The sequence below is a fragment of the Microbispora sp. CL1-1 genome, assembly GCF_012034195.1.
GTDB lineage: Bacteria > Actinomycetota > Actinomycetes > Streptosporangiales > Streptosporangiaceae > Microbispora.
This window is the reverse complement of sequence record NZ_JAATEK010000007.1, coordinates 53334-79331: the sequence shown is the minus strand read 5'-3', so window position 1 is coordinate 79331 and position 25998 is coordinate 53334. Positions and strand designations below refer to the sequence as shown.

Annotated in this window: 24 protein-coding genes; 18 read left to right on the top strand and 6 right to left on the bottom strand. The window is 71.8% G+C overall.

The features are described from left to right. Positions 1 to 55: 55 nt before the first annotated feature. The 6 genes from HCK04_RS11240 (at position 56) to HCK04_RS11215 (ending at position 7967) form a co-directional block, all read left to right on the top strand. Positions 56 to 1621, top strand: a complete 1566-nt coding sequence (locus tag HCK04_RS11240) for an MFS transporter (protein ID WP_142647118.1) — start codon at positions 56 to 58, stop codon at positions 1619 to 1621. A gap of 86 nt (positions 1622 to 1707) precedes the next feature. Beyond that, positions 1708 to 1968 carry a DUF3039 domain-containing protein gene (locus HCK04_RS11235; RefSeq protein ID WP_142647117.1) on the top strand — a complete coding sequence of 87 codons (261 nt, stop codon included), beginning with the start codon at positions 1708 to 1710 and terminating at the stop codon, positions 1966 to 1968. A gap of 620 nt (positions 1969 to 2588) precedes the next feature. Further along, positions 2589 to 3536, top strand: coding sequence for a zinc metalloprotease (locus HCK04_RS11230; protein ID WP_205830103.1), 948 nt, complete (start codon positions 2589 to 2591; stop codon positions 3534 to 3536). Positions 3537 to 3714: 178 nt separating this feature from the next. Then, positions 3715 to 4614, top strand: coding sequence for a hypothetical protein (locus HCK04_RS11225; protein ID WP_142647116.1), 900 nt, complete (start codon positions 3715 to 3717; stop codon positions 4612 to 4614). Between the two features lie 690 nt (positions 4615 to 5304). Then, entirely contained in the window at positions 5305 to 5838 is a 534-nt protein-coding gene (locus tag HCK04_RS11220) for a hypothetical protein (protein ID WP_142647115.1), read from the top strand. 374 nt (positions 5839 to 6212) lie between these two features. Then, positions 6213 to 7967, top strand: a complete 1755-nt coding sequence (locus HCK04_RS11215) for a DEAD/DEAH box helicase (protein WP_142647114.1) — start codon at positions 6213 to 6215, stop codon at positions 7965 to 7967. 338 nt (positions 7968 to 8305) lie between these two features. Here the strand turns inward: HCK04_RS11215 and HCK04_RS11210 are convergent, their stop codons facing one another. From HCK04_RS11210 to HCK04_RS11195, 4 genes are all read right to left on the bottom strand, one after another. Continuing rightward, complete coding sequence (locus HCK04_RS11210) at positions 8306 to 9046, bottom strand: hypothetical protein (RefSeq protein WP_142647113.1); 741 nt, start codon at positions 9044 to 9046, stop codon at positions 8306 to 8308. A 262-nt stretch (positions 9047 to 9308) separates the two neighbouring features. Beyond that, positions 9309 to 9923, bottom strand: coding sequence for a hypothetical protein (locus tag HCK04_RS11205; RefSeq protein ID WP_142647112.1), 615 nt, complete (start codon positions 9921 to 9923; stop codon positions 9309 to 9311). A 150-nt stretch (positions 9924 to 10073) separates the two neighbouring features. Beyond that, on the bottom strand, positions 10074 to 10646 hold the full coding sequence (locus tag HCK04_RS11200) for a nicotinamidase (RefSeq protein ID WP_142647111.1): 573 nt from the start codon (positions 10644 to 10646) through the stop codon (positions 10074 to 10076). A 64-nt stretch (positions 10647 to 10710) separates the two neighbouring features. Beyond that, positions 10711 to 11994, bottom strand: coding sequence for a nicotinate phosphoribosyltransferase (locus HCK04_RS11195; RefSeq protein ID WP_142647110.1), 1284 nt, complete (start codon positions 11992 to 11994; stop codon positions 10711 to 10713). A gap of 39 nt (positions 11995 to 12033) precedes the next feature. Here HCK04_RS11195 and clpS point away from each other — a divergent pair, with 39 nt between their 5' ends. From clpS to HCK04_RS11170, 5 genes are all read left to right on the top strand, one after another. Beyond that, on the top strand, positions 12034 to 12321 hold the full coding sequence (clpS, locus tag HCK04_RS42170) for an ATP-dependent Clp protease adapter ClpS (RefSeq protein WP_079315320.1): 288 nt from the start codon (positions 12034 to 12036) through the stop codon (positions 12319 to 12321). Then, positions 12321 to 12845: a DUF2017 domain-containing protein gene (locus HCK04_RS11185; RefSeq protein ID WP_142647109.1), complete on the top strand. Its 525-nt coding sequence runs from the start codon at positions 12321 to 12323 to the stop codon at positions 12843 to 12845. The genes clpS and HCK04_RS11185 overlap by 1 nt, the downstream gene beginning before the upstream one ends. A gap of 10 nt (positions 12846 to 12855) precedes the next feature. Next, a complete protein-coding gene (locus HCK04_RS11180; protein WP_142647108.1) occupies positions 12856 to 13272 on the top strand; it encodes a M67 family metallopeptidase in 417 nt (138 codons plus the stop codon). A gap of 261 nt (positions 13273 to 13533) precedes the next feature. After that, positions 13534 to 13812 (top strand): MoaD/ThiS family protein, encoded by a 279-nt coding sequence (locus HCK04_RS11175; RefSeq protein ID WP_142647107.1) that lies wholly within the window; start codon positions 13534 to 13536, stop codon positions 13810 to 13812. Beyond that, positions 13813 to 14760 (top strand): cysteine synthase, encoded by a 948-nt coding sequence (locus tag HCK04_RS11170; RefSeq protein WP_142647106.1) that lies wholly within the window; start codon positions 13813 to 13815, stop codon positions 14758 to 14760. It begins immediately after the preceding gene. 144 nt (positions 14761 to 14904) lie between these two features. Here the strand turns inward: HCK04_RS11170 and HCK04_RS11165 are convergent, their stop codons facing one another. Continuing rightward, a complete protein-coding gene (locus HCK04_RS11165) occupies positions 14905 to 16518 on the bottom strand; it encodes a DUF3352 domain-containing protein (protein ID WP_142647105.1) in 1614 nt (537 codons plus the stop codon). A 412-nt stretch (positions 16519 to 16930) separates the two neighbouring features. On the opposite strand from HCK04_RS11165, the gene HCK04_RS11160 reads away from it, so the two are divergent. From HCK04_RS11160 to HCK04_RS42165, 7 genes are all read left to right on the top strand, one after another. Further along, positions 16931 to 17725: a thioesterase family protein gene (locus tag HCK04_RS11160; RefSeq protein WP_142647104.1), complete on the top strand. Its 795-nt coding sequence runs from the start codon at positions 16931 to 16933 to the stop codon at positions 17723 to 17725. 73 nt (positions 17726 to 17798) lie between these two features. Then, positions 17799 to 18644 (top strand): glutamate racemase, encoded by an 846-nt coding sequence (gene murI / locus HCK04_RS11155; RefSeq protein WP_142647103.1) that lies wholly within the window; start codon positions 17799 to 17801, stop codon positions 18642 to 18644. Continuing rightward, positions 18641 to 19393, top strand: a complete 753-nt coding sequence (locus HCK04_RS11150; protein WP_142647102.1) for an MBL fold metallo-hydrolase — start codon at positions 18641 to 18643, stop codon at positions 19391 to 19393. The genes murI and HCK04_RS11150 overlap by 4 nt, the downstream gene beginning before the upstream one ends. A 5-nt stretch (positions 19394 to 19398) precedes the next feature. Beyond that, positions 19399 to 20115 carry a ribonuclease PH gene (gene rph / locus HCK04_RS11145; RefSeq protein WP_142647101.1) on the top strand — a complete coding sequence of 239 codons (717 nt, stop codon included), beginning with the start codon at positions 19399 to 19401 and terminating at the stop codon, positions 20113 to 20115. 19 nt (positions 20116 to 20134) lie between these two features. After that, on the top strand, positions 20135 to 20737 hold the full coding sequence (rdgB, locus tag HCK04_RS11140; RefSeq protein ID WP_142647100.1) for an RdgB/HAM1 family non-canonical purine NTP pyrophosphatase: 603 nt from the start codon (positions 20135 to 20137) through the stop codon (positions 20735 to 20737). Between the two features lie 58 nt (positions 20738 to 20795). Beyond that, positions 20796 to 22721 (top strand): molybdopterin-dependent oxidoreductase, encoded by a 1926-nt coding sequence (locus tag HCK04_RS11135; protein WP_260617201.1) that lies wholly within the window; start codon positions 20796 to 20798, stop codon positions 22719 to 22721. A gap of 134 nt (positions 22722 to 22855) precedes the next feature. Then, entirely contained in the window at positions 22856 to 24970 is a 2115-nt protein-coding gene (locus HCK04_RS42165; RefSeq protein ID WP_240971309.1) for a toxin glutamine deamidase domain-containing protein, read from the top strand. Positions 24971 to 25030: 60 nt separating this feature from the next. Here the strand turns inward: HCK04_RS42165 and HCK04_RS11125 are convergent, their stop codons facing one another. Next, a complete protein-coding gene (locus HCK04_RS11125) occupies positions 25031 to 25984 on the bottom strand; it encodes an alpha/beta hydrolase (RefSeq protein ID WP_205830102.1) in 954 nt (317 codons plus the stop codon). Between the last annotated feature and the right edge of the window lie 14 nt (positions 25985 to 25998).

Genomic DNA, 25998 nt, shown 5'->3' with positions numbered 1-25998 from the left:
ATCGACTGACATAAATTGCTTGAGGTCGACTCAGTGGTGCTAAGGGGGAATCTCCATGACTCAAGCCGTATCGGTGGACGCCGACGCGCCTCCAGGACGAGGCCAGGGGCATCCATGGCTCACGCTGCTCGCCGTCTCGCTCGGCGTGATCATGGTCATGCTCGACGGCACGGTCGTGGCGATCGCCAACCCGGTCATCCAGGTCGAGCTCAAGGCGACACTGGCCGACCTGCAGTGGGTGACCAGCGGTTATCTGCTCGCGCTGGCGGTCTTCCTGATCACGGCCGGCAAGCTCGGCGACCTGTTCGGACACAAGCGCGTCTTCCTCATCGGCGTCGCCGGCTTCGCGCTGACCTCGCTCGCCATCGGCCTGTCGTCCTCGATCGGCGTGCTCATCGGGCTGCGGGTGCTGCAGGGGCTGTTCGGCGCGCTGCTGCAGCCCGCGGCGCTCGCGTTGCTCCGGTCGGCGTTCCCCGGTGAGCGGCTCAACATGGCCATGGGGGCGTGGGGCGCGATCATCGGGCTGTCGAGCGCGGCGGGCCCGATCGTCGGCGGCCTCCTCGTGGAGAACGTGAGCTGGCAGTCGGTGTTCTTCATCAACGTGCCGGTCGGCGTGGCGGCGCTGGCGTTCGGGCTGTGGACGCTGCGGGAGAACCGGGCCAAGATGCTGTCGCGGGTCGACTGGCTCGGCGTCGTGCTGCTGTCCGGTGCGATGTTCGCGCTGGTGTGGGCCATCATCAAGGCCCCCGAGTGGGGCTGGGGCGACGCCAAGACGCTCGGCTTCCTCGCCGCCGCCGTGGTGGTCGGGGCCGTGTTCCTGTTCTGGCAGTCGAAGGCGAGCGAGCCGCTGCTGCCGCTGAGCCTGTTCCGCAACGCATCGGTCTCGATCGGGACCGTCCTCATGATCCTCATGTCGTTCGCGATGTTCGGCGCGATGTTCTTCCTCACGTTCTTCTTCCAGGGCGTGCACGGGCTCACCCCGCTCGACTCCGGCCTGCGCATGCTGCCCATGAGCGCCGGCATGATCGTCGCCTCGCCCATCGCGGGCGTCCTCATCGGCAAGCTCGGTCCGAAGATCACCATCGCGGGCGGCATGGTGATCAGCGCCTTCGCGATGTTCCTCATGTCGCGGCTCAGCGTCGAGGCCGCCTTCGCCGACAGCGCGATCCCGTTCGTGCTGCTCGCGTTCGGTCTGTCGCCGGTGTTCGTCGGCGCCACGGAGATCATTGTGGGCAACGCGCCGGAGGAGCTGAGCGGCGTCGCGGGCGGCGTGCAGAACTCCGCGATGCAGGTCGGCGGCGCGCTCGGCACCGCCATCCTGGGCGCGGTGGTGTCCGCCAAGGTGGCCGACGTGCTGCCCGGCTACCTCGGCCCGGCGGCGGCAGCCGTCCCGCCCGCCCAGATGGAGGGCCTGAAGGCCCTGGCATCGGTGGGTCAGGCCCCGCCCGGACTCACCGGCCCCGTGGCCAAGACGCTGGCCGACGCGGCGCACCTGTCCTTCATGGACGGCCTGCACCTCGGCTTCGTCGTGAGCACGGCGGTCGCCCTCGTTGCGGCGGCCCTGGCCCTGTTCGTCAAGGCCGGCCGCAAGACCGAGGGCGCCCCGGTCCACATGGGCTGAGGCCCGGTCTCCTCCGTACGGCTCCCGCCACCCCGGCGGGAGCCGTACGCGCGCCCGGGCCGGGCGCGCCCGCTCGCTCAGTAGACTTGGTATCCGTGAGCGGCACGAAGATTCTTCCCGAGAGCGACGTAACACCCCGGCTCTCGCACGGCGACGGTGACCACGAGCGCTTCTCGCACTTCGCCGACAAGAACAAGATCACTGAAAGCTACGTCACCGGCGCGCCGGTGCGGGCCCTGTGCGGCAAGGTCTGGGTGCCCAGCCGCGACCCGAAGAAGTATCCGGTCTGCCCGGAGTGCAAGGAGATCTACGACGGGCTGCCCAAGGGCGAACCGTCCGGCGAGTGAGTGTCGATCCGGGATCATCGCGTCCCCTGCGGCTAGGGTCTGCCTTCTGACCAGCCGTATCGGGGGAACGAATGGTTCGGCGACCCATCGCCGTCGTCCTTGCATGCCTTTACGCGCTGGGCGGCGCGTGCGCCGTCCCGGCCACCGCAGCCTCCCGGGCGCCCGGTGGTCTCACCGGCGCCGCACTGCGTGAATCGCCGGCCTCCCGGCCGGACGCCTGCCTTACCCGCAACGCCGCACCGAAGCGCCGGAAGGGCGCGGGCAGGCTGACGCGCGCCATGGAGCCGCGTGTGCCGGGGCCGGACGAGGTCGCCCGGATGTCGGCCGACCTGGTCCGCAGGCTTGGCGCGGCGCGGACGCAAGAGGCCGCTCAGCCGGCAGAAGCCGCGCCGCCGAGAGCGACCGCGCAGGCAAGAGAAGCCGCGCGGGTTGGGGAAGCCGCGCGGGCAGGTGAACCCCTGCCGCCGAGAGCGACCGCGCGGCCTGCGGTCACCCCGCAGCCGGGGGCGGCGGTGCAGCCCGGGACGACGACGGCGCGGCCGGGGGCGACGATGCGGCCGGGGAGCGGGGCCGCCGCGCGGCGGAGCGGTTCCGCGGCCCTCGAACGGATCACTGTCCCGGTGCGGGTGCACATCATCAGGGACCGCACGCTCGGCCTGCCCGACTCCGCCGTCTCCCGGCAGATCGCCGTGCTCAACACCGCCTACTCCGGCGGGTACGGCGGTGCCGACACCGGCGTGCGCTTCGAGCTCAAGGGCATCACGCACACCGAGAACCGGGACTGGTTCCGCGACCCCCTCGGCAACGAGGAGCCGATGAAGAAGAAGCTGCGGGTCGGCGGTCCCGAGACGCTCAACCTCTACATCGCGCAGCTGAGCCGGCTCGTGCTCGGCTACTCCACCTATCCGTACTGGTATGACGACGAGCCCGTGCTGGACGGCGTGGTGATCGACTGGCGGAGCGTCCCCGGCGGCCCGCTGCGCGACTTCGCCAGGGGCTTCACGGCCGTGCACGAGATCGGCCACTGGCTGGGCCTGCTGCACACCTTCGAGAACGGCTGCAAGGCCCCGGGCGACTCGGTGGACGACACGCCCCCCGAGGCACACCCGACGAACGGCTGCCCTGCGAAGAAGGACAGTTGCCCGGCTCCGGGCAGCGATCCGGTGCACAACTTCATGGACTACGCCCAGGACCGCTGCATGCGCGAGTTCACCGTGGGCCAGGGCGTACGCATCCACCAGATGTGGGACGCCTACCGCCGCCCGGCGCCGCTGGGAACCGAGGCGGCGGCGGAGAAGGCCGCCGCCGGGGTGGCCGCGGCGGGGCTTCAGGAGGCCGCGTCGGCGCCTCAGGGGACCGCTGTGGATGTCGCCGACGGCACGGAGGCGTCAAGCAGCACCGCGAGCGACCTCGATGCCGTACCCGTGGGCGACGCCCTGAGCGACACCGTGAGCGACACCGTGAGCGACACCGCGAACGGAGCGGCGAGCGACCCTGCGAGTGACCTTGTGCCGGGTCTCGCCACCCGGGGCTCCGAGCAACCCGGCTGGCGACGCGTAGGGCGATGAGGGATCATCACAGGAACAGGGCGATGACGAATCGGTCGGAGCCGTTGACGTCGCGGCGCGGGTATGAGTAACTCCACAGCAGCGTTCATGGTCACGAAGCCTCGCGCCCGGCCCTGAGCGCCGAGTCGCTCGCCGGTTCCGTCCCACACGCCCGGCCCAGGCCGCCCGGGGAGGCTATGTGGATGACCAGTGGACCCGCCGGGTCTGGCCACCCGCGGAGGAGGAGTCTCCGCCGTCCGGACAGGCGCCCACTCGCCCGTACGGCGTCCCGGGCGGGCCGCCGCGGTCGTCCACGCCGTCCACGCCCCCTCGGTGGCCGACACGGCCGTACGGCGGCCGTGAGCCGGACCGGAACCCCACCGAGGAGAGCCTCACCGGCCTGTACGGCGCGCCGGTCGCCGAACGGTCACAGTCCGGCCGCCCGGCCTGGCCCTCGCTGGGCCTGGAGTCTCCCGAGCCCGAGGACGACCTGCCTCCGTCGGCGCGCCGCTACCGTGCGCCAGAGACGCCTCCCCGCCCGATGCCGCGGTGGTTACGGCGCCTTCTCGTCGGCGGCCTCGCGCTGGTCTGCTCGGCCGCCGTCATCGGCGCGGTGGTGGTCACGGTCCTGAACCGGGCCGAGAGCGCGCCCCCCACGGTGGTCCACGACCAGATCGCCGGGGTCTCCTACACGTTGCCGCCGGAGTGGCGGGAGGGCGTGGTCGCGCCAGTGACCGGCTTCACGTCCGCCGCCGCGCGCGGCGACAGCGCCACGGTCATGGCCCGGCCCGGCGACCGGGTGGACCCGCCCAACCTGCGTTCGGCCGTCATCGACCTGAGCGATCTCTACACGCAGCTGCTGCTGCACGGCGACAAGGTCGAGGTGATCGATGACCGCGCCGTGACCGTCGGCGGGCGGCCGGGCCACACCCGGGCCGTACGCGCCGAATACACCGACGTGGTGAACGAGCCCGCCTTCATGCGGGTGACCCTGCTGACCAGGCCGGACGGCGGCAGCACGGTCCTGCTCGGGCTGGCCCATCCCGACCGTCCCCAGTCGCGCGCCGAGATCGAGGGCCTCATGTGGGGAGCCCGCTGACCCCACCGTCGTTCCCGCCGCCGTTGCTCCAGCCACCCCGCCCGCCCGCACCGCGCGCCACCGGAGCCTGATGCCCTCGCACCCCGCACCCCCGCGCGCCGCGCCACTCTCGCCCGCGGCACCTCGCCCGCCGCGCCTCCCGCCTCGTGCGGCCTCCTGCGCCTCTGCGGAGCGGGGCGCCTATGGGCCCGGCTGCCCTGCACACCACGCCATTCGCGCCTCGCGTGCCCCTGGCGTATTGCGGTGCTCCGGTCCTGGGGTCGTGCGTCCACTATGTCGGGAAATAGCGCCTGCTATCTCTTCTTGAATCCTCTCCGTTGATATGGGCGTTGAATCGGGACAGTATGCGATATGGCGGCCTGCTTCTTTGTCGCGTACGTCCGATCGAATGTGCATATCGGTGAGTTAGTGGTTTCTCCGGTGCTCGATCCCGCGATAGCGGGAGATCGCGGCATTTTCGGTGCGGCTTTGAGATAGGCGGAGCATCTGTTTGCCGGTATCCGATAAGTGGCTCGCTGCCCACGTTTCCCCGGACAGGTATCTTCGATGTCGCATCGCACGAAAACGCGGTGACCCGGAAACACCAATTCTCACCATGGGGGGGAAATCAAATTGATTTCTCGTAGGAGCAGCTCGGCCTCTGGTTCGCGTGGCGCCGGTCGCCTGCTGGCGCGGGCCGCCGCAGTGGCCGTGACGTGCGCATCTGTGGGGCTGTCGGGTGCGGTCGCGGCGAGCGCAGCACCGACGAAGACCACCCCGGCCACGCAGGCAGCGACTCCGCAGGGCGGAGGGGAGAAGCAGAAGTTCATCCCCTTCCCGAGGCTGGACGCTACGAATATCATCACCGACTTCACGTTCGCCGCCGGTGACACGACCATCTCCCCGACCGCCTCTCGGACTTTCACCGGGTCGGCGCGCCGGGGTCACGTCTTCGTCAACGACGGCAACGCCTGGACGGACGTCACACCGGTCTTCGGCAGCAGCGGCTTCTTCTATGACATCGCTCTGGCTCCGAGCACCAGCACGGCGGTCCCGGCCGGGGCCACGGGGGTCACGCTCCCCGGCACCGGTGCTCCTGCGGGCCTGGTGAGGGTGACGGTGCGTCGGGCGGACGGGGCGATCCTCCGTTCCGACTGCACGGTCAGCAGCCTCAGCGGCGGTGGGACGCTCGGCACCTTCCTGCCGCTGTCCACGGCCAACTGCACGGCGCCGACGACGCTGTAACGGCCGGTCCTGGCAGATAGCACTCAGGGCGGACAGCCGCGGAGCCCGACGGGCTCCCGGGGCTGTCCGCCCTCGTGCGTCAAGGCGCCGGCTGGACACGGCCATCGCGGGAGCATCTTCCCGTCGATGGACGAACGCGGCGGCCACGGGAAAGCAGGCCGGGGCCGTGGCGGGTGGAAGCGGCCGGGGCGGCGCACCTGCGGCATCGCGCCGGCCCCGATGTGCTCGACTGTGCTCGACGCCACACCCGGTGAATTCCGGCCAGGCTGCGCGTGCTCGGCGCGTTCTGTCGGTCCGGCGGGCTAGTCTGAATCCACTGTGAGGGAGCGAACCGATAGAGACACCAGTGTTCCGATGAGTTCGGGGAGGCGTCGTTGAGCGTTTCGGCCGCGTCCCACCTCTCCCCGTCCTACCCCGACAGAGCCGCCTGGGGCACCGCCCCGAAGCTGCGCGCATGGCAGCAGCAGGCCTACGACCTCTACTTCAGCCGCGAGCCGCGCGACTTCCTGACCGTCGCCACACCCGGCGCCGGCAAGACGACGTACGCGCTGCGGATCGCCAGCGAGCTGCTCAGCCGCGGGATCGTGCGCGCCATCACGATCGTCACCCCCACCGAGCACCTCAAGCGGCAGTGGGCCGACGCCGCGGCCCGGGTCGGGATCAGCATCGACCCCGAGTTCAAGAACAGCCAGGGCGCCACCTCGCGCGACTACATCGGGGTCGCGGTCACCTACGCGCAGATCGCCATGCACCCGGCGCTGCACCGGGCCCGCACCGAGGCGCGCAAGACGCTGGTGATCTTCGACGAGATCCACCACGCCGGCGACGCGAAATCGTGGGGCGACGGCATCCGCGAGGCGTTCGAGCCCGCGACCAGGCGACTCGGGCTGACCGGCACGCCGTTCCGGTCCGATGACAGCCCGATCCCGTTCGTCACCTACGTGGAGGACGGCGAGGGGGCGATGCGGAGCGTCTCCGACTACTCCTACGGCTACGGCCCGGCCCTGGCCGACGGAGTCGTCCGGCCCGTCATCTTCCTCGCGTACTCGGGAGAGATGAAGTGGCGCACGCGCGCGGGCGACGAGATCGCCGCCACGCTCGGCACGCCGCTGACCAAGGACCAGCTTTCGCAGGCGTGGCGGGCTGCCCTCGACCCGAAGGGCGACTGGATCCGCCAGGTCATCCACGCGGCCGACCGGCGCCTGACCGAGGTGCGCCGGGGCGTCCCCGACGCGGGCGGGCTGGTCATCGCCTCCGACCACGAGGCGGCCCGCGCCTACGCCCGGCACATCCGCACGGTGACCGGGGAGGGCGCCGAGGTCGTGCTCTCCGACGACCCGGGCGCGTCCAAGAAGATCAAGGACTTCGCCACCTCCGACCGGCGCTGGCTGGTCGCGGTCCGGATGGTCTCCGAGGGTGTCGACATTCCCCGGCTGTGCGTCGGGGTCTACGCCACGAGCACCTCGACCCCGCTGTTCTTCGCGCAGGCCGTCGGGCGTTTCGTTCGTGCCCGCAAACGTGGCGAGACCGCGTCGGTCTTCCTTCCCTCGGTGCCCGTCCTCATGGGCCTGGCGGGCGAGATGGAGGAAGAGCGCGACCACGTGCTGGGCCGCCGCCGCGACGAGGACGGCCTCGACGACCTGCTGCTTGAGCAGGCCCAGCAGGAGAAGAAGCAGCCCGACGCGCTCGGCGACGAGCTGCCCTTCCAGACGCTGGAGGCGTCCGCGACCTTCGACAGGGTGCTGTTCGACGGCGGCGAGTTCGGCACCGCCGCCGCGCCCGGCTCCCCGGAGGAGGAGGACTTCATCGGCCTGCCCGGCCTGCTGGAGCCCGACCAGGTGGCCTCACTGCTGCGCAAGCGCCAGGCCGACCAGCAGGCGGCCAAGCGTAGGACCAAGAAGAGCGAGGAGCAGGCGCCCGCCCTCGCGCCGCACGAGCAGCTCGCCGAGCTCCGCAAGGAGCTGAACGGCCTGGTGGGCGCGTGGAACCACCGCACGGGCCAGCCGCACGGCGTCATCCACGCCGAGCTGCGTCGCGCCTGTGGCGGCCCCGCCATCGCCCAGGCCACCGCCGAACAGGTCCGCGAGCGCATCGCGATGATCCGCAAGTGGGCCACCCAGCGCAGGTGACCTCGCGGTCATTCCATCGGGGCCGTACGGCTATGCGCGTGGTCCAGCGCGCCGGACCGGGCGACGCGTCGCGCCTCTGGTCGCCGTCGAGCACGACCTGCGGCTCGTGCACGCGCGCCTCCGGCGGCAGCAGCCAGAGTGCGCCGAAGAGTCGTTCGGTGTCTGCTGACGGCCTGCCGCCCGACGGGTGACGGACCGCGGCTCGCCGGTCCCCTGCGGGGCGGCGAACCGCGGTGCCGTCGCGCCGGCTACCCGGGGCGGGCCAGGAGGACCTGCGGCAAGCCGTTCCGGGCACTGCCTGGGCCCCTCCCCGGGCTCCGGATTCCGGGCCGGGTCGATCAGGCGGACGCCTCCGCTCCGCCGTCCTCGGCATCCTCCACGCGCCGAGGGGCCGGTCGGTCGGCGAAGTTTCTCATCCGGATCTGGGCGTACACATCTTCCAGCCGGGTCAGGACCGAGTTGAACATCGTCTTGTTCATGTCGGTCATCCTGCGGAGGTGGTCGGCCATGCCGTCGACCTGTTCCGTCAGTGTGGTCACCTGGCCGCTCATCGCGTCGACCCGGGTGGTGAGGCCGTCGACGCGGCCGGTCAGGGCCTCGACCTGACCGGTGAGCCCGTCGACACGAGCGGTGAGCACGTTCACCTGCCCGGTGAGGGTGTCGACGCGGTTGGTGAGTGTGTCCACGCGTGTGGTGAGGCCGTCCACGCGGCCGGTCAGGACCTCGACGTGTCCTCCGAGGGTTTCGACCTCTACGGTGAGGGTGTCCACCCGGCAGGTCAGGGTGTCGACCCGATTGCTGAGTTCGTCGATGCGCCCATCCATGCGGGCGATCGCGGTGTCGATGTGGTCGAATCGGACAGTAGCGACGGTCATCTGCCTGTTGAGAACGCTGACGTCGGCTCTGGTCTCCTCGGCGATGTGCTCGACCCGCACCAGGCGATCGCTTATCGCATCGATTTTTCCCCAATTCGGCTGCAGCGCGTCGTACGCGTGTGCTGCAGCCTGCTTGAAGCAATCGACGCCCAGTTTTTCCACTTCGTCCTCCAGGCGCTTGACGCGTTCGCTGAGGGTCTTCACGTTCAGTGCTCCGATGCTGCTCGCAGCGTAGCCGGGGCTTCGCTGGGGGAAACAAGAGCGCTGTGCGTGCGCGGAGGTAATTGCTATCAGCTCGGAGGTCGCCGGAATGGGAATGTTCACGGCGGATTTTGCGGGTCCGTCGGCGGGGTGGGGATTTTTCGCTACCGGTGTGATGAATATTCACCCGGCTCCGCGTGCTCTGTGCGTCGTGTCCTCATTTCCCGCGATTTATGAACGGCTCGTTTCCACTCGCGTGGCGGCGCTATGAGGTGCGGGAGCGCAGCGGGATCTTGTCGCCGGTGTGGCCGTTGATCGCCACGTAACGCCGGTGGTTCCGGGTGACCGAGCTGAGCCGGAGGCTGAGGGAGGCTATGCCCTGCTCCACGCGTACGGGGACGTTGTGCGCTCCCTCGTGCTGCCGCGCCTCGGCGCCCTCCTGCACCCAGATGCGCAGCCGGCGTCCGGCCTGGTGGACGGCCACCGTCGCCGTGTCGCACTGTGCGGGAGACGCGGGCCAGAACACCGTGAGGCCGTGCAGGACCCTGCCGCGGAACGACAGCCGTACGGCCTGGGGGTCGGGGACGCGGGGATCGCAGGCGGGCGAGTGGCCGGGTTCGGGGGACGGAGTCGCGGCCGCCACCACGCTGGGGGACGGCGTCGGCCGGGCTTCGGCGCGCGGGTCGCGTACGGCGACCGTCTGGGCGGGGACCCGGGCGGGCTCCTGGGCGAACCCCACGGTCATCGTGATCGCCTGCAGGGCCGCGAGCGTCAGCGCGCCCGTGGCGCGGCGCACGCCCTTGTGGCCGCGCCCGAAGAGCAGCCAGATGCAGACCGGGGTCAGGACGAGCCAGCTGAGGCCGAGCAGGAACGCGAACATCGGGGCCGCCAATCCACGAAGGGGTCGTCGCTCTAGGTAATACACCCGTGACGCTTCGTGGTGAAGCCATTGATGTCCTGCGCGTGTCCCGGCCGCACGGCTCGGCGGTGTCGCGGATCAGGCGCGGATCGGGAGCGGGTCAGGAGCGGGTCAGGAGCGGAGGACGGGCTCTCCGACGAGCTCGACTCCGGCCTCGGCGAGGCGGGCGAGCGCCGCCTCGGTCGTCTCCCGGGCCACGCCCGCCGTCAGATCCAGCAGCACCCGTACGGCGAAGCCCTCGGCCGCAGCGTCGAGGGCGGTGGCCCGCACGCAGTGGTCGGTGGCGATGCCGACGATGTCGACGGCCTCGACGCCGCGGTCGCGCAGCCACTGGGCCAGGCCGACGCCGTCGGCGTTGGTTCCCTCGAACCCGCTGTAGGCGGCCTGTCGCGCGCCCTTGCTGAAGACCTCCTCGATCTTGGAGGTGTCGAAGGCCGGGTGGAAGTCCGCGCCGGGCGTGCCGGCCACGCAGTGCGGCGGCCAGGAGTCCACGAAGTCGGGCTCGTCCGCGAAATGGGCGCCGGGATCGACGTGGTAGTCGCGGGTGGCGACCACGTGGTCGTACGGGTGCTCCTGGATGTGGCGGCTGATCGCGGCGGCCACCTCGGAGCCGCCGCCGACCGGCAGGCTGCCGCCCTCGCAGAAGTCGTTCTGCACGTCCACGACGACGAGCGCGGTCTTCATGGGGTCACCTCACAGTGGCGATCACGGAGGACCGGCGTCGTCCTCATGCGCCGGTCCCCCGCGATCACTTGAAGATAGTAGGGACTGCGGGGTCTCCGGGGGAGAGGCTGCACGCTTCCAGTGGCAACTCGGACAAAGTCGCCCGGTGGCGGTCGCGGGCGGCCGTCAGGGGTTCGCGGCCGACGATCTCGCCGTCCCGGACGAGTTCGGCCAGCAGGGGGCGGTCGTCCGTCTCCACCGGTTCGCGGGTGACGATCTCGGCGGTCGCGGTGCCGTCGACGGTCCTGCGGTAGGCCCACTTGCGCCCGCCGATGCTCGGCTTGCCGACGGACGCCTTGGCGACCGGCTGGAGCCTGCCCGCGTGGTCCTCCCGGGCGACGAGCTTGTAGACGAGGCTCGCCGTCGGATGGCCGGAGCCCGTGGACAGGGCGGTGCCGACGCCGTAGGCGTCCACCGGCGCAGCGGCCAGCGCCGCGATCGCGAACTCGTCCAGGTCGCTGGTGACGACGATCCGCGTGCGGTTCGCGCCCAGCTCGTCGAGCAGGCGGCGCACCTCCACCGCGACCACCGCGAGGTCGCCGGAGTCGATGCGCACCGCGCCGAGATCCGGCCCGGCCAGCTCCACCGCGGTCCGTACGGCCTTCGCCACGTCGTAGGTGTCCACGAGCAGGGTGGTGCCGAGACCGAGGGAGTCGAGCTGTGCCCGGAAGGCGTCCTCCTCCGAGTCGTGGAGCAGGGTGAACGCGTGGGCGGCGGTGCCGGCGGTCGGCACGCCGTAAAGACGGCCGGCCATGAGGTTGGAGGTGGAGGCGAAGCCGCACAGGTAGGCGGCCCTGGCGGCGGCGACCGCGGCGTGTTCGTGGGTGCGGCGCGAGCCCATCTCGATCAGCGGCCGGTCGCCGGCCGCCTGGGCCATCCGCGAGGCGGCCGCCGCGATCGCGCAGTCGTGGTTGAGGATCGACAGCGCCACGGTCTCCAGCAGCACGGCCTCGGCGAACGTCCCCTCCACGACCATGATCGGAGAGCCGGGGAAGAACGCCTCGCCCTCGCTATAGCCGTACACGTCGCCGGAGAAGCGGTAGCCCGCGAGGAACTCGCCGGTCGGCTCGTCCACGATCCCGGAGGAGCACAGGAACTCGATGTCCCGCTCCTCGAAGCGGAAGGCCTCGAGCGCGTCGAGGAACCGCCCGGTGCCGGCCACCACCCCGTAGCGCCGTCCTCCGGGCAGCCGCCGGGCGAACACCTCGAAGACCACCCGCCGATGCGCCGCACCGCTGGCGAGTGCGGCCTGGAGCATCGTCAGTTCGTAGCGGTCGGTCAGCAGGGCCGTGCCCGTGGTCGTGCGCACGTGTCGAAGACTACGACGGTCGTGGTGCAGGATGGGTACGTGGGTAGCACAGCTCCAACCGAGGTCGAGCGTCCGTCGTCGGACGTGCGCCCCGATCTGCCGTGGCTCACGATCGTGTGGAACGACCCGGTCAACCTGATGTCGTACGTCACGTACGTCTTCCAGACCGTGTTCGGCTATCCCCGGCAGAAGGCCGAGAAGCTGATGATGGACGTCCACCACAAGGGCAAGGCCGTCGTCGCCAGCGGCACCCGGGAGGAGATGGAGCGGGACGTGCAGATTCTCCACTCCTACGGGCTGTGGGCGACCGTCCAGCAGGACAAGTGATGAGCACGGGATTCCAGGCGACGCGCGACGGGGTGGCCGTCCAGCTCGACGCGGGCGAGGTGTCGATCCTGCGCTCGCTGGTGTCGCAGGTGCTCGGCCTGGTCGAGCCGGGGGCCACCGGCGACGACCCGCTGGAACGCGCCCTGGGCATCGGATCGGCTGCTCCGCCCGCCGACCCCGTGCTCGCGCGGCTGTTCCCCTCGGCGTACTCGGACGACGAGGACGCGGCGCAGGAGTTCCGGCGCTACACCGAGGCGACGCTGCGCGACGCCAAGCGGGCCGACGCGACCACGCTGCTGGAGACCGCGGAGCCGGGGCTGCTGACGCTGACCGCCGAGCAGGGGCAGGCGTGGCTGCGGGCGCTCAACGACGTCCGTCTCGCGCTCGGCGTGCGGCTGGAGGTCACCGAGGAGGTCCACGAGGAGATCGCCTCGATGTCCGAGGACGACCCCCGCTATCCGGCGTACGTGACCTACGACTGGCTGACCTACCTGCAGGACACCCTTGTCAGGGCGCTTTGGTAGGTTTCGCAGCATGCTGACGATCTCAAGCGAGCTGGTCGACAAGATCGTGGCCCATGCCCGGGCCGACCACCCCGACGAGGCGTGCGGTGTCGTGGCCGGGCCCGCCGGATCCGACCGTCCCGAGCGGTTCGTCCCCATGGAGAACGCCGAGCGCTCGCCGACGTTCTACCGGTTCGACTCGATGGAGCAGTTCCGTGTGTGGCGGGAGATGGACGACCGCGACGAGGTGCCTGTCGTGATCTACCACTCCCACACCGCCACCGAGGCGTACCCGTCGCGTACGGACATCAGCTACGCCTCCGAGCCCGACGCCCACTATGTGCTGGTGTCGACCGCCTCCGAGGAGGAGACGCCCTTCCGGTCCTACCGGATCGTGGACGGCGTCGTGACCGAGGAGGAAGTCAAGATCGTAGAGTCGTACGGTTAAACTTGAACCATGGCTAACGATGACGCTCGTCCTGTGTCGTCACCGGCTGTCCTGTCGCGCCGGGTGCGCCCGGAATCTCCTGTTCAGGCGTTCCTCTTCGCGCACACGCCGTCTGTCGTCGTCTACGACTGTCGCTGAACCCGGCCGCCCACGCGGCGTCGGGGGAAGAAGGCCGCTGGAATCGCCGTCCTCCTGTCCATGTTCAGAGCAGGAGGACGCCCCACCATAACGACGACCACTGATCAAGGAGATTGAGCCGACATGGCCATCGAGGTCCGCATTCCTACGATCCTCCGCAGCTACACCGATGGCGCCAAGGCGGTCAACGCCAAGGGAGCGACCCTCGAAGAGCTGATCGGCGACCTGGAGTCGCGCCACCCCGGCCTGAAGGACCGGCTGGTGGACGAGACCGGGCTGCGCCGCTTCGTCAACGTCTACCTCAACGACGAGGACGTACGCTTCCTCGGTGGGCTCGGCACCCCTGTCGCCGACGGCGACACCGTGACCGTGCTCCCGGCCGTCGCGGGTGGAGCGCGCTAGATGCGCTTCGACTCGTTGATCGACTCGGTCGGGCGCACCCCGCTGGTGGGCCTGCCCCGGCTTTCGCCGTCTCCCGACGTACGGATCTGGGCGAAGCTGGAGGACCGCAACCCGACCGGGTCGGTCAAGGACCGGCCGGCGCTGTGGATGATCGAGCAGGCCGAGAAGGACGGGCTGCTCACGCCGGGCTGCACGATCCTGGAGCCGACCTCCGGCAACACCGGCATCTCGCTGGCGATGTCGGCCCGGCTCAAGGGCTACAAGCTGATCTGCGTCATGCCGGAGAACACCTCCGAGGAGCGCCGCCAGCTCCTGCGCATGTGGGGCGCCGAGATCATCTCTTCGCCGGCCGCGGGCGGCTCCAACGAGGCCGTGCGGGTGGCCAAGGGCCTCGCGGCCGAGCACCCCGACTGGGTGATGCTCTACCAGTACGGCAACCCGGCCAACTGGCGCTCCCACTACGAGTCGACCGGGCCGGAGATCCTCGCTGACCTGCCGACCGTGACCCACTTCGTCGCGGGGCTCGGCACGACCGGCACGCTCATGGGCGTCGGCCGCTACCTGCGCGAGCACGTGCCGGACGTGAAGATCGTGGCCGCCGAGCCGCGATATGGCGAGCTGGTCTACGGCCTGCGCAACGTGGACGAGGGCTTCGTGCCCGAGCTGTACGACGCGTCCGTGCTGACCACGCGCTACTCGGTGACCTCGGCCGACGCGCTGCGCCGTACGCGTGAGCTGCTGGCGGCGGAGGGCATCTTCGCGGGCATCTCGACGGGCTGCGCCCTGCACGCCGCCATCGGCATGGCCCGCAAGGCCGTACAGGCGGGCGAGCGGGCCGACATCGTGTTCATCGTGGCCGACGGCGGCTGGAAATACCTGTCCACCGGCGCGTACGAGGGAACCCTCGACGAGGCGGAGGACCGGCTCGAAGGCCAGCTCTGGGCCTGATCACCGTCGGACGCCGACCGGCTCACCCCGCCCGCTCCGGCATGGGTGGGCCGGAGATCCGGTTCGGACGGGATGAGCCGGAGTATGGGGTGAGCCGGAGTATCGGGGTGAGCCGGAGTATCGGGGTGAGCCGGAGTATGGGGTTCAGTCGAACACGACCCGGAGGGTGAAGGTCGAGCCGTCCTCGCCGTGGGTGCCGCTCAGGCCGACCGCCCGCAGCTTCTCCACGTCGGCGCGCTCCTGGTCGTTCAGTCCGCGCAGGTAGAGCTTCTCCAGCCGGTTCAGGTCGGCGTACACGGCGTAGGTGGCGTTCGCGGCGTCCGGGACGGCCAGGCGGAAGGTCTCGCTCTCACCGAGCGTGCCGCCGCCGTTGAGCGCGTCGGCGTACTCCTGGGTGCTCGCGATCACGAACCGCCCGTCGCCCTCCGCGGTGGCGGTGTCGGCGGACCTCTCCATGCCGTTCAGATGGGCCCTGAGCCGGTCGACCACCTCGCGTGCCTTGGCGGTGTCCGTCGTGACCACGGCGCCGGCCCTGGGCAGCGCGCCGTCGAGGTCCTGCTCGTCCAGGGCGAGCGTGAACGTGCGGCCGAGCAGCGTCGCGAGGTCGTCCGGCAGGGACAGGCCATATTGCGCCCGCGCCTCGTCGAGGGCCTGCCTGACCATGGCGCCGCCCTGGTCGCTCGCCGCCTGCTCGATGGACGGCCACTGCTCGCGCAGCAGGTCGCCCAGGCCGGAGACCGAGGCCGCCGCGACCGTGGAGGCGGGCAGCTCGCCGATGTTCACCGGTTCGGGCCTGCCCCGCATGGCCGTGCCGCCGCGGGTGATCCCGGCCAGCTCGGCGTAGTCCCCGGAGAACCGGAGGGCGCCGGCGAACCGCATGCCCTTGATCTGCTCCAGCACGGGCGTCGCCGCGACCTCGCTCCAGCCGGCGTCGGCGACCTTCTCCACGTCCATCCAGAACGACAGCACGCCCTGCTCGCCCAGCGCGCCGAGGTCGGCGGCGAAGTGCGGATCACCGGACAGCGGCGCCGCCTTGACGTACTCGTCGGCCAGCTTCTGGCTCGTCGCGATGACGGCGTACCCGTCGCGGAACGCCAGGCCGCCCTTGCTGCCGAGGCCCAGCTTGGCGATGCCGGCCCGGGCCGCCGCCTCGTCCTTCACCTGTACGGCGAGCGCCCCGACGGGGTCGCCGCCGCCGTCCCCGGGGAGCACGGCGAGGCCGACGCGGTCGCCGAGCCAGGGTTCGACGTCTCTGGCGTAGTCGATCTTCGACAGCTCGGGGTCGTCCTTCTGCAGCGCGGTGACCAGGGCCTCGCGGGGGTCGTCCCCGCCGAAGGCGTCGCGGGTGGCGGAGAACTTGCGGGCGATGCCGAACAACGCGAGCTTCTGCCCGGCCGACGGGTCGAGGTCGAGCCGCACGTAGGCCATCGCGTTCGCGGGCAGCACGTCCTGCGGCTGCGTGCCGCCGCCGCTGAGCTTCGATGCGGCCCACACGCCGCCGCCGGCGACCACCCCGACGAGCACGGCGGCCACCAGCGCGATGATCCAGCCGCGTCCCCGCCTGCCCTGTCCGGGAGGCGGCGCGGGCGGGCCGACCACGGTGGCGAAGCCGATCTCCTCGGGCTCCGTCCAGGACGGCAGCCGCACGGTGTGCGCCTCGCTCGCGGCGGCGCGGGGAATGCGATAGGCGACGGTGCGGTCGAGGTCGGGCTCGTCGCCCGGCCGCCACGGGCCCGGGGGGTTGGGGGAGGAGGACATCGGGGCTCACTCACAGGCGTCGTCGTCAGGTACGCCGTGAAGGTAGGCGCGGCCGGTAGCGGTGCGCTTGCAGCCCACTTGACCGCGAGCCCGCCGCGGCCAGGCCAGGTGGGCCCGGCGATGCGTGCCGCCGTGCCCGAGCCGCCGCGCCCCGGCCCGGCCAGCCTGTCGAGCGAGGCCGACCGCGCCCGAGCCCACCGGCCCGCGATGCAAGCCGGCCGCGCCCGAGCCGCCGCGCGCTGGCCCGCGATGCGAGCCCGCCGTGCGGAGCCGGCCACGCGAGCCGCGCGCCCGGCCCTGCGCGCCCGGCCCGTTCGCGTGAGCAGGCTCACGCGAGTGAGCCGTGGGATCCGCCGGAGTGCCACGCTACAGTAATGAGCAGAACATTATTCGGTAGAGCGGCGAGGGGTGCATGACCAAGTTCGACGAGGCGACGCAGGCCATCCGGGTCGACGACACCACTTACGACGTGTGTCTCGACGACGGATACTCCATCGGAGGGCCGCTCAACGGCGGCTATCTCATGGCCACGATGCTGCGCGCCGTGGTGGACGCCTCGCCGCACGCGCACCCGATTTCGACGAGCGCCCAGTTCCTTCGCGTGGCCAGGCCGGGCCCGGCCCGGGTGCTGCTCGAACCGCTCAAGACGGGCCGTACGGCGACGATGACCCGGGCGCGGCTCGTCCAGGACGGCGAGTCGTTCATCGAGATGCTCGTCACGACCGCCACGCTCAACGAGGAGGCGGCCCCCGACTGGGCGGACGGCCCGTCGGCCGTCATGCCGGACCTGGCCGACTGTGTGCGCCTGCCCCAGCCCAAGCCCGAGTCGAACATGAACCTCAGCGCCCGGATGGAGCTCGCCTTCGACCCGCCCACGATCGGCTGGCTCACCGGCGCGCCGACCGGACGGCCCGAGTCGCGGGCGTACTTCCGGCTGGTGGAGCCGCAGGACCCCGACCCGTACGTGCTGGCGCTGGCGGTGGACGCGCTGCCGCCGGTCGTGTTCTCGGCGGGGGCGCGGGGCTGGGCCCCGACGGTGGAGCTGACCTGGCACCTGCGGGCCCTGCCCGCGCCGGGGTGGCTGACCCTGATCGGCGGCGGACGCCTGATCAGCGACGGCTGGTTCGACGAGGAGGTCGAGGTGTGGGACTCGGCGGGCCGGCTCGTCGCCCAGTCGCGCCAGATCGCGCGCCTGGGCCGGGGCTAGACCGTACGTCACCGCCGCCCGGCGCGCGATGTGAGCATTCTTACCGTCTGCGGCGGGGATCAGTCCCCTAACCTTGGGAAGCGTGCCGGAGGACAACACCCGGGCGATCGGGATCTTTGACAGCGGGGTGGGCGGCCTGACCGTCGCCCGGGCGATCATCGACCAGCTGCCCCATGAATCGATCTTCTACGTGGCCGACACGGCCCACCAGCCGTACGGACCCAAGAGCATCGCCGAGCTCCGCGCATACGCGCTGGAGGTCATGGACCACCTGGTAGAGCACGACGTGAAGATGCTGGTCATCGCGTGCAACAGCGCCAGCTCGGCCGTGCTCAGGGACGCCAGGGAGCGCTACGACGTCCCGGTCGTCGAGGTGATCCAGCCCGCCACCCGGCGGGCAGTGCGGGCCACGAGGAACGGCAGGGTCGGTGTGATCGCCACCCGGGCCACGATCGAGTCGATGGCCTACCACGACGCCTTCGCCGCCGCCCCCGACGTCGAGCTGGTCGCGGTGGCCGCGCCCCTGCTCGTGGAGTTCGTCGAACGGGGCGAGACGATGAGCGAGGAGCTGATCGAGGTGGTCACGGGCTATCTCAAGCCGATCCAGGACGCGGGGTGCGACACGCTGATCCTCGGCTGCACGCACTATCCGCTGCTCACCGGAGCCCTGTCGTACGTCGCAGGGGACGGGGTCACGCTGGTGTCCAGCGCCGAGGAGACGGCCAAGGACGTCTACCGCGTCCTGCACGACCGCGGGCTGTCCAACGGCGCGGGCGAGCCGCGGCACCGCTTCCGCGCGACCGGCGACACCGAGCTGTTCGAACGGCTCGGGCAGCGCTTCCTCGGTCCCGAGCTCCAGTCGGTGGAGCGGACCGCCTCCGGCATCGGCGACGTCAGCGGCGTAGGGAGTTCGCGATGAAGTTGACGATCATCGGGTGCTCGGGCAGCTTCCCCGGCCCCGACAGTCCGGCCTCCTGCTACCTCTTCGAGGCCGAGGGCTTCCGGCTGCTGATGGACTTCGGCAACGGCTCGCTGGGCCCGCTCCAGCGGCACGCCGGGCTCTACGACGTCGACGCCATCCTCCTGTCCCATCTGCACGCCGACCACTGCCTCGACCTGTGCGCCTATCACGTCGTGCGCACCTACACCCCCGACGGCCCCCTGCCCAAGGTGCCCGTGCACGCCCCCGCGGGCGCCTCCAAGCGGCTCAACGCGGCGTACGCGATGCCGGACGAGCCCGTGCTTGAGACCTCCTTCGACTTCGTGCGGCTGTCGCCCGGCACCCGGCACGTCGGCCCGTTCGAGGTGACGGCGGCCCCGATGAACCACCCCGTGGAGACCTACGGCTTCCGCGTCACCCACCAGGGCCGCTCCGTCGCCTACTCGGCCGACACCGGCGAGTCGGCCGAGCTGGTCAAGCTGGCCCACGAGGCCGACGTGCTGCTGTGCGAGGCGTCCTTCCTCGATCAGCCGGGCCTGACCCCCGGCCTGCATTTGAGCGGCAGGCAGGCGGCCGAGCACGCCGCCCGCGCCGAGGCCGGCGCGCTCGTCCTCACCCATCTCGTCCCGTGGTACGACAAGTCGCGCATTCTGGAGGACGCCTCGCGGGGCGGCTTCGCCGGGCCGATGGAGTTGGCACGGAGCGGGGCCGTGTATGACCTAGGGTGACCCGTATGGCTCGTTCATACGGTCGTCGTTCCGACCAGCTTCGCCCCGTGACCATCACCCGGAACTGGCTCGCCCACGCGGAGGGTTCCGTACTGGTGGAGTTCGGCGGCACCAAGGTGTTGTGCGCCGCGACGGTGGAAAGCGGCGTGCCCCGCTGGCGCAAGGGCAGCGGTCTCGGCTGGGTGACGGCCGAATACGCCATGCTGCCCCGGTCGACGAACACCCGCAACGACCGCGAGTCGGTCCGCGGCAAGATCGGCGGGCGCACCCACGAGATCTCCCGCCTGATCGGCAGGTCCCTGCGGGCCTGCGTCGACTACAAGGCCCTGGGGGAGAACTCCGTCGTGCTCGACTGCGACGTGCTGCAGGCCGACGGCGGCACCCGCACCGCCGCCATCACCGGAGCGTACGTCGCCCTCGCCGACGCGATCGCCTGGATGCGGCAGCGCCGGATGTGCCCCGGCGACCCCCTGGTCAACTCGGTCGCCGCGGTCTCCGTCGGCGTCGTCGGCACCGAGCCGATGCTCGACCTCGACTACAGCGAGGACGTCAAGGCCGAGACCGACATGAACGTGGTGATGACCGGCAGGGGCGACTTCGTCGAGGTGCAGGGAACCGCCGAGGGCACGCCGTTCGACCGGACGGCGCTCAACGGCCTGCTCGACCTCGCCGCGGCCGGCTGCGCGGAGCTCACCCGCCTGCAGGCCGAGGCCCTCGCCTGATCCACGGGAGATCGACAGCATGAACAAGGTGATCCTCGCCACCCGGAACACCGGGAAGATCGTGGAGCTGCGCCGGATCCTCGCCGACGCCGGTGTGCCGGTCGAGCTCGTCGGCCTCGAGGGGTTCCCGCACATCGGCGACGTGGCCGAGACCGGGCTCACGTTCGCGGAGAACGCGCTGCTCAAGGCCCACGCGATCGCCTCCGCCAGCGGCCTGCCCGCCATCGCGGACGACTCCGGCCTGTGCGTCGACGCGCTGAACGGCATGCCGGGCATCTTCTCCGCCCGCTGGTCGGGGCGTCACGGCGACGACGACGCCAACCTCGACCTGCTGCTCGCGCAGATCGCCGACGTGCCGGACGGCCGCCGCCAGGCCCACTTCGCGTGCTCGGCCGCGCTCGCGCTGCCGACGGGGGAGGAGCACGTGGTGGAGGGGGCCGTGCACGGCCATCTCATCCGCGAGCGGCGCGGCACCGGCGGCTTCGGCTACGACCCGATCTTCGTGCCGGACGGCGACACCCGTACGACCGCCGAGATGACGGCCGAGGAGAAGGACGCGATCAGCCACCGCGGCAAGGCGTTCCGGGCCATCGCCCCGGTGATCGCCCAGGTGGTCTCGTAACACCTCTCGTAATCACGTCGTAAGACCCGGGCGGGCGGACGGGCGTAGCGTTCAGGATGTGAACGCAGCAGGCACCCGCATGCCCGCCTGGGCGGCCGCGCTGACCGGCCTCGTCGCCGGCGCGGTGGCGCTCGGGGTGGCCCAGATCGTCGCCGGTCTGATCGATCCCGGCGCCGCGCCGGTCGTCGCCGTGGGCGGCGCGATGATCGACTCCACGCCCGCCGGTCTCAAGGAATGGGCGATCAGCACCTTCGGCTCCAACGACAAGCCGGTCCTGCTCGGCGGCATCGTCGTCGTGCTCGCCCTCGTCGCCGCGGGTCTCGGCCTGCTCGCCCGCCGCAGGACGGCGTACGGCACGCTGGGCCTGGCCGTGTTCGGCCTCGTCGGCGCCGCCGCGGCGCTGTCCCGGCCGGACGCCGGGGTGGCGCACGTCCTGCCCTCGCTCATCGGCGCCGCGGCCGGCGCGTGGACACTGCCGCGCCTGAAGCGCCGCGCCCTGAGCAGCGGCGAGGAGGACTATGTCGCCGCAAGCCGGGCCGCCGACCGCGCCGCGCCCGCCAGGGTCCTGACGGCGCCCGCACCGGCAGAGCGCACGGAGGCATCGGGCACGGCGGCATCGGGCACGGCGGCATCGGGCACGGAGGCAGCGGGCACGGAGGCAGCGGGCACGGCGGTAGAGGGCGCGGCGGCAGCGGGCACGGCGGTAGAGGGCGCGTGGGTCGCGAGCGTGGGCGAGGAGAGCCACGCGGCGGAGACCGGTCTCGCGCCGTCGCCCGGCCGGTCGACGGCACCGTCGCAGGGTCGGTCGGCCGGCCCGGCGCCCGCCATGCCGGCCGTCATGCGGCCGGGCACGGGATCCGGTGCGGGCTCGGGCACGGGATCCGGTGCGGAATCGGACGCCGTGCCGTACGTCTTCGACCGGCGCAGGCTGCTGACCGGGGCGGCCGCGGGGGTCGCGGTGGCGGGCGTCGCCGGGTTCGGCGGATGGCTGCTGAAGGGCTCCAAGGACGCCGAACTGGCCCGCCGCGGCGTGTCCAGGATGCTGCCGCGCGCGGCCCGCCCGGCCGCGCCGATCCCCGCGGGGGCGGACCTGCGCATTCCCGGCCTCTCGCCGTTCGTCACCCCCAACGCGGATTTCTACCGTGTGGACACCGCACTCGTCGTGCCGTCGGTGGACCCGGCCCGATGGACGTTGAAAATCCACGGGCTGGTGGACAGGCCGGTCGAGCTGACCTTCGCCGACCTGCTCAAACGCCCTTTCATGGAAGCGGACGTCACCTTGACCTGCGTGTCCAACGACGTCGGCGGGCCGTACATCGGCAACGCCCGCTGGCTCGGCACCCGGCTCGCCGACGTGCTGCGCGAGGCCGGGATCAGGCGCGATGCCGACATGCTGCTCAGCGTCTCCCAGGACGGCTGGACCTGCGGCACGCCGGTCGACGTGGTCATGGACGGCCGCGACGCGCTGCTCGCCGTCGCCATGAACGGCGAGGTGCTCCCGGAGGCCCACGGCTTCCCGGTCCGCCAGGTCGTGCCCGGACTGTACGGATATGTGTCGGCGACGAAGTGGGTCACCGAGATCAGGGTCACCCGGTTCGACCAGGAGGAGGCCTACTGGACGCCGCGCGGCTGGGCTCCCAAGGGCCCGATCAAGACCCAGTCGAGGATCGACCTGCCCCGTGACGGGGACGACGTCACGGCGGGCCGTACGACCGTGGCGGGCGTCGCCTGGGCCCAGCACCGCGGCATCGACGCGGTGGAGGTCCGGGTGGACGGCGGCGCGTGGCAGCAGGCGAAACTCGCGCAGGTCCCCGGGCCCGACACCTGGCGGCAGTGGTCGCTCGACCTCGACCTGACGCGGGGCCGGCACACGATCTCCGTGCGGGCCACCGACGCGACCGGCTACACCCAGACCTCGGAGGAGGCCCCGCCCGCCCCCGACGGCGCCACCGGCTTGCACACGATCGCCGTCACGGCCCGCTGACCGTCCCGCGCGATCTCCGGCGAGAGCCGGGTACGGGTCGCCGGGCCGGGATCGGCGGCCGGGCCTGAAGTCGGGTCTGGAGTTGGGAAAACCCGCCGTGCCCCGGACGGCCCGCCTCTACCATCGGCACCCTGATGGGCGCGAGGAGGGGGGCCAAGCGCGTGAACCAGGAGAGGGCGCGCCGCCACGCGAGGTGGCGGTTGCCGTCCGGTGTGTACAACCCGGTCGTGTCGGCCGACGGCCGGAGATGGCGGGACTACGAGCAGGCCGCGGAAGCGCCCGCTCCCTCGCTGGAGGACCGGCGTCTGGAGGTACGGCTGGCGGCGTTGCCGCTGGGTGTGGACACCGTGACCTTGCCGGTGGTGCCGGCAGCGAGGAACGGCGAGAACGGGCACCGCGGGGGCCACGGGCTGGGAGCGCTGACCGGGCGGCGCGCGGGGCCGTTAGATCCTCGGGACGCCGTGACCGCCGCGACGCCCGCCGACGCCGGGGCCACCCGGAGCGCTGGGGACCGGGAAGACGCCGGGGATCCCGAGGAGCTCGGGGACTTCGAGGACTTCGAGGACGCACAGGACTCCGAAGACGCACCAGACGCCGGGGACGTCGAGGGCTTCGAGGACGCCGAGGGCTTCCAGGACGCCGAGGGCTTCGAGGACGCCGAGGGGGCGGCCGACGGGGAGGCTGCTCGGGAAGCGGCGGACGAGACGGTGCCTGAGAACAGCGCCGAGGAGACCGATGAGAAGACCGCCCAGCTGATCGCCACGGCACCCGACGGCACGCCGCAGCCCGAGAAAGGAGCGGCAGGGCCCGAGATGGCAGGGGCTGGGGCAACAGGGTCGTGGGCGGCAGGATCCGGTGCGGAGCCCGGCGGGGAACGTTCCGGCTTCGGGGAGCCGAGCGCAGGATTGCCTGGCGTCGGGATGCCCGGCATCGGGATGCCCGGAGCGGAGGAGTCCGCTGCGGGGGAGCCGAATGTGGGCGCGTCCGGTACGGGGGAGCTGAGCGCAGGATTGCCTGGCATCGGTACGTCTGGCATCGGGATGCCCGGAGCGGAGGAGCCCGGCGTGGGGGAGCCTGGCCCTCACGACTCCGGCGACCTGACGCACGTGGTGGAGCGCGTGACCCCCGCGACCGAGACGGACGGCACAGGCACCGGCACCGGCACCGGCACCGGCACCGACGCCGACATCGACTCCGCGTGCGAGTACGAGGACGACGACGTCGAGGACCCGGCCAAGCTCCCGGATCCCCTGGCAAGCGAGAACCACCTTGGGACGGCGGCCGCAGGCACACAGGTTGGCGCAGTGGAACAGGACTGCGCGGCGGAACAGGAGGGTGCGCCGGTAGACGAGGTCACGACGGCCGAGGCGACCCGGACGGCCGTGCCGACCGTGACGTCCCTGACGACTGTGACGGCCATGCCGACCGTCGAGAGCGATCGGCCGCAGGACCCGATGCCCGAGACGGGACACGACGTCGCCGCCCTGGCCGGGCAGGACGAGTGGCTCGTCGAGACCTCGCCTGCGCCGACGCTTCCCATGCAGCCGGGCATGGCCGCCGACGACGGCCCGGAGACGGGCGAACTCGATGATGCCGACGACTTCTGGTCGGCCGTGCTGCGCGACGAGACCGAGCGTGACTGGCTCGACAGCCCGGACCGCCCGCGTCGGCTGGAGGAGACCCGTCCGTACGGCAGGCCCGGCGGCCTGGCCGAGGCGGATCCAGGCGGCCAGGTGAGCCTCATGCAGGCGGTGAGCGGGCGCTTCCCGGACCCGCGAGGCACGTGGATCCGCCTGATCAACGCCGAAGGCCCGACGGAGGACGCGTTCAGGTCCAACAACGCCGTCGACTGCGCGCTGTCGGTCATGTCCACCTGGCACGGTGAGCCTGTCGTGGCGGCGCGCAGGCAGCCGGAGTACGACGGGTCGGGGCGCCCGCTGCTGACCGGGGAGACCGGGGGCGTCGCCCGCGCCGAGGAGTGGCTCGGGCATCGCTTCGAATACGTGGGCCACGGCCGCCGGGCGTACGTGGCGATCGCGCAGCGGCTGATCTTCGGTGGTCACGGTGCCGCCGCCGTCCTCATCACCCGGTGGGCCGGGGGAGGCAGCCACGCGTGGAACGCCGTCAACTGCCGGGGCGAGGTCCTGTGGATCGACGCCCAGCGGGGTCACATGGCCGTGGAGCCGCCGTACGAGGATGTGACGGGGGTCTTCGCGGTGGTGATCGACCGCCAGGGCCGCCGCCTGTGACCACCCTGCCGACGCCTGCGGCCCGTGCGGCGAGCACGGGCCCTGCGGCGGCGACGGCGGTCAGGGACGGCCGTGGAGCGCGTCGTCCGCGTCGAGCCGTTCGATGAAGCCGAGGACCCGGGCGGCGACCCGCTCGGGGAACTCGCCGTTGAGGGCGTGGGAGGCGTCCGGCCACAGCTCGACCGTGCCGTGGGCGAGCAGCCGGCGGGCGCGTTCCGCGGCCCTGCCCGGATTGTGGATGATGCTGCGCCCGGCGATCACGGCGAGGGCCGGCACGCCGACCGCGGCGACCTCCTCGTCCGAGGGGTACGTCGGCGGGGGGAGGAATGCGGCGAACTCCCGCATCCCGGCGGAGATCAGGGCGGCGACCGGCTCGTCGCCGGATATGTCGGCTCCGCCGGAGATCCAGCCCAGCAGCCGCCTGCGCCACGGCTCGGGGAGCGGCCCCACCGCTCCCAGCGAGACGGCGACCGCCTTCCAGGTGATCCGGCCGAACAGGCAGGCGGGATCGAGCAGGCTCAGGGAGGCGACCTTCTCCGGGGCGTGCATGGCGAGCCGGAAGGCGGTCCACCCGCCGATCGACACTCCCAGGAGGTGCGTACGGTCGAGGCCGAGCCCGGCCAGGAGTTCCGCGAGCCACACGCCGTGGTCGGCCGCGCTCGCGAACGGCCTGCTCTGCACCGAGAGGCCGGGCTCGCCGAGCAGGTCGATCGCGTAGACGACGCGGCCGGAGGCGCGGAGGCCGGCGAGGTTCGGCGCCCACATCGGGGTGGACGCGGTGCGTCCCGGCAGCAGGAGGAGCGGCGTTCCGGCATCGGCGCCGTCCGCGCCGAAGCGGTAGGCGCGGACCGTGCCGAAGCCGGTCGGCACATCCCGGACCTCGTCACACGGCGGGAGGCCGGCCATGGCCCGGTCATACGCCCGCCGGTAGCGCGCGTAGGCCGGCGCGTCCCGGAAGTGCCCGAGGCGGCGCCGGCGGAACTGCGCTCCGATGTTGGGCCGCACCTCGTTCACGTACGGATCCTCCG

Coding starts and splice junctions, on each gene's coding strand:
- HCK04_RS11240 (WP_142647118.1), top strand. CDS start 56: ATGACTCAAGCCGTATCGGTGGACGCCGACGCGCCTCCAGGACGAGGC.
- HCK04_RS11205 (WP_142647112.1), bottom strand. CDS start 9,923: ATGTTCGCGTTCCTGCTCGGCCTCAGCTGGCTCGTCCTGACCCCGGTC.
- HCK04_RS11200 (WP_142647111.1), bottom strand. CDS start 10,646: ATGAAGACCGCGCTCGTCGTCGTGGACGTGCAGAACGACTTCTGCGAG.
- HCK04_RS11185 (WP_142647109.1), top strand. CDS start 12,321: ATGAGCACGGGATTCCAGGCGACGCGCGACGGGGTGGCCGTCCAGCTC.
- HCK04_RS11180 (WP_142647108.1), top strand. CDS start 12,856: ATGCTGACGATCTCAAGCGAGCTGGTCGACAAGATCGTGGCCCATGCC.
- HCK04_RS11175 (WP_142647107.1), top strand. CDS start 13,534: ATGGCCATCGAGGTCCGCATTCCTACGATCCTCCGCAGCTACACCGAT.
- HCK04_RS11170 (WP_142647106.1), top strand. CDS start 13,813: ATGCGCTTCGACTCGTTGATCGACTCGGTCGGGCGCACCCCGCTGGTG.
- HCK04_RS11165 (WP_142647105.1), bottom strand. CDS start 16,518: ATGTCCTCCTCCCCCAACCCCCCGGGCCCGTGGCGGCCGGGCGACGAG.
- HCK04_RS11160 (WP_142647104.1), top strand. CDS start 16,931: ATGACCAAGTTCGACGAGGCGACGCAGGCCATCCGGGTCGACGACACC.
- HCK04_RS11150 (WP_142647102.1), top strand. CDS start 18,641: ATGAAGTTGACGATCATCGGGTGCTCGGGCAGCTTCCCCGGCCCCGAC.
- rph (WP_142647101.1), top strand. CDS start 19,399: ATGGCTCGTTCATACGGTCGTCGTTCCGACCAGCTTCGCCCCGTGACC.
- rdgB (WP_142647100.1), top strand. CDS start 20,135: ATGAACAAGGTGATCCTCGCCACCCGGAACACCGGGAAGATCGTGGAG.
- HCK04_RS42165 (WP_240971309.1), top strand. CDS start 22,856: ATGGGCGCGAGGAGGGGGGCCAAGCGCGTGAACCAGGAGAGGGCGCGC.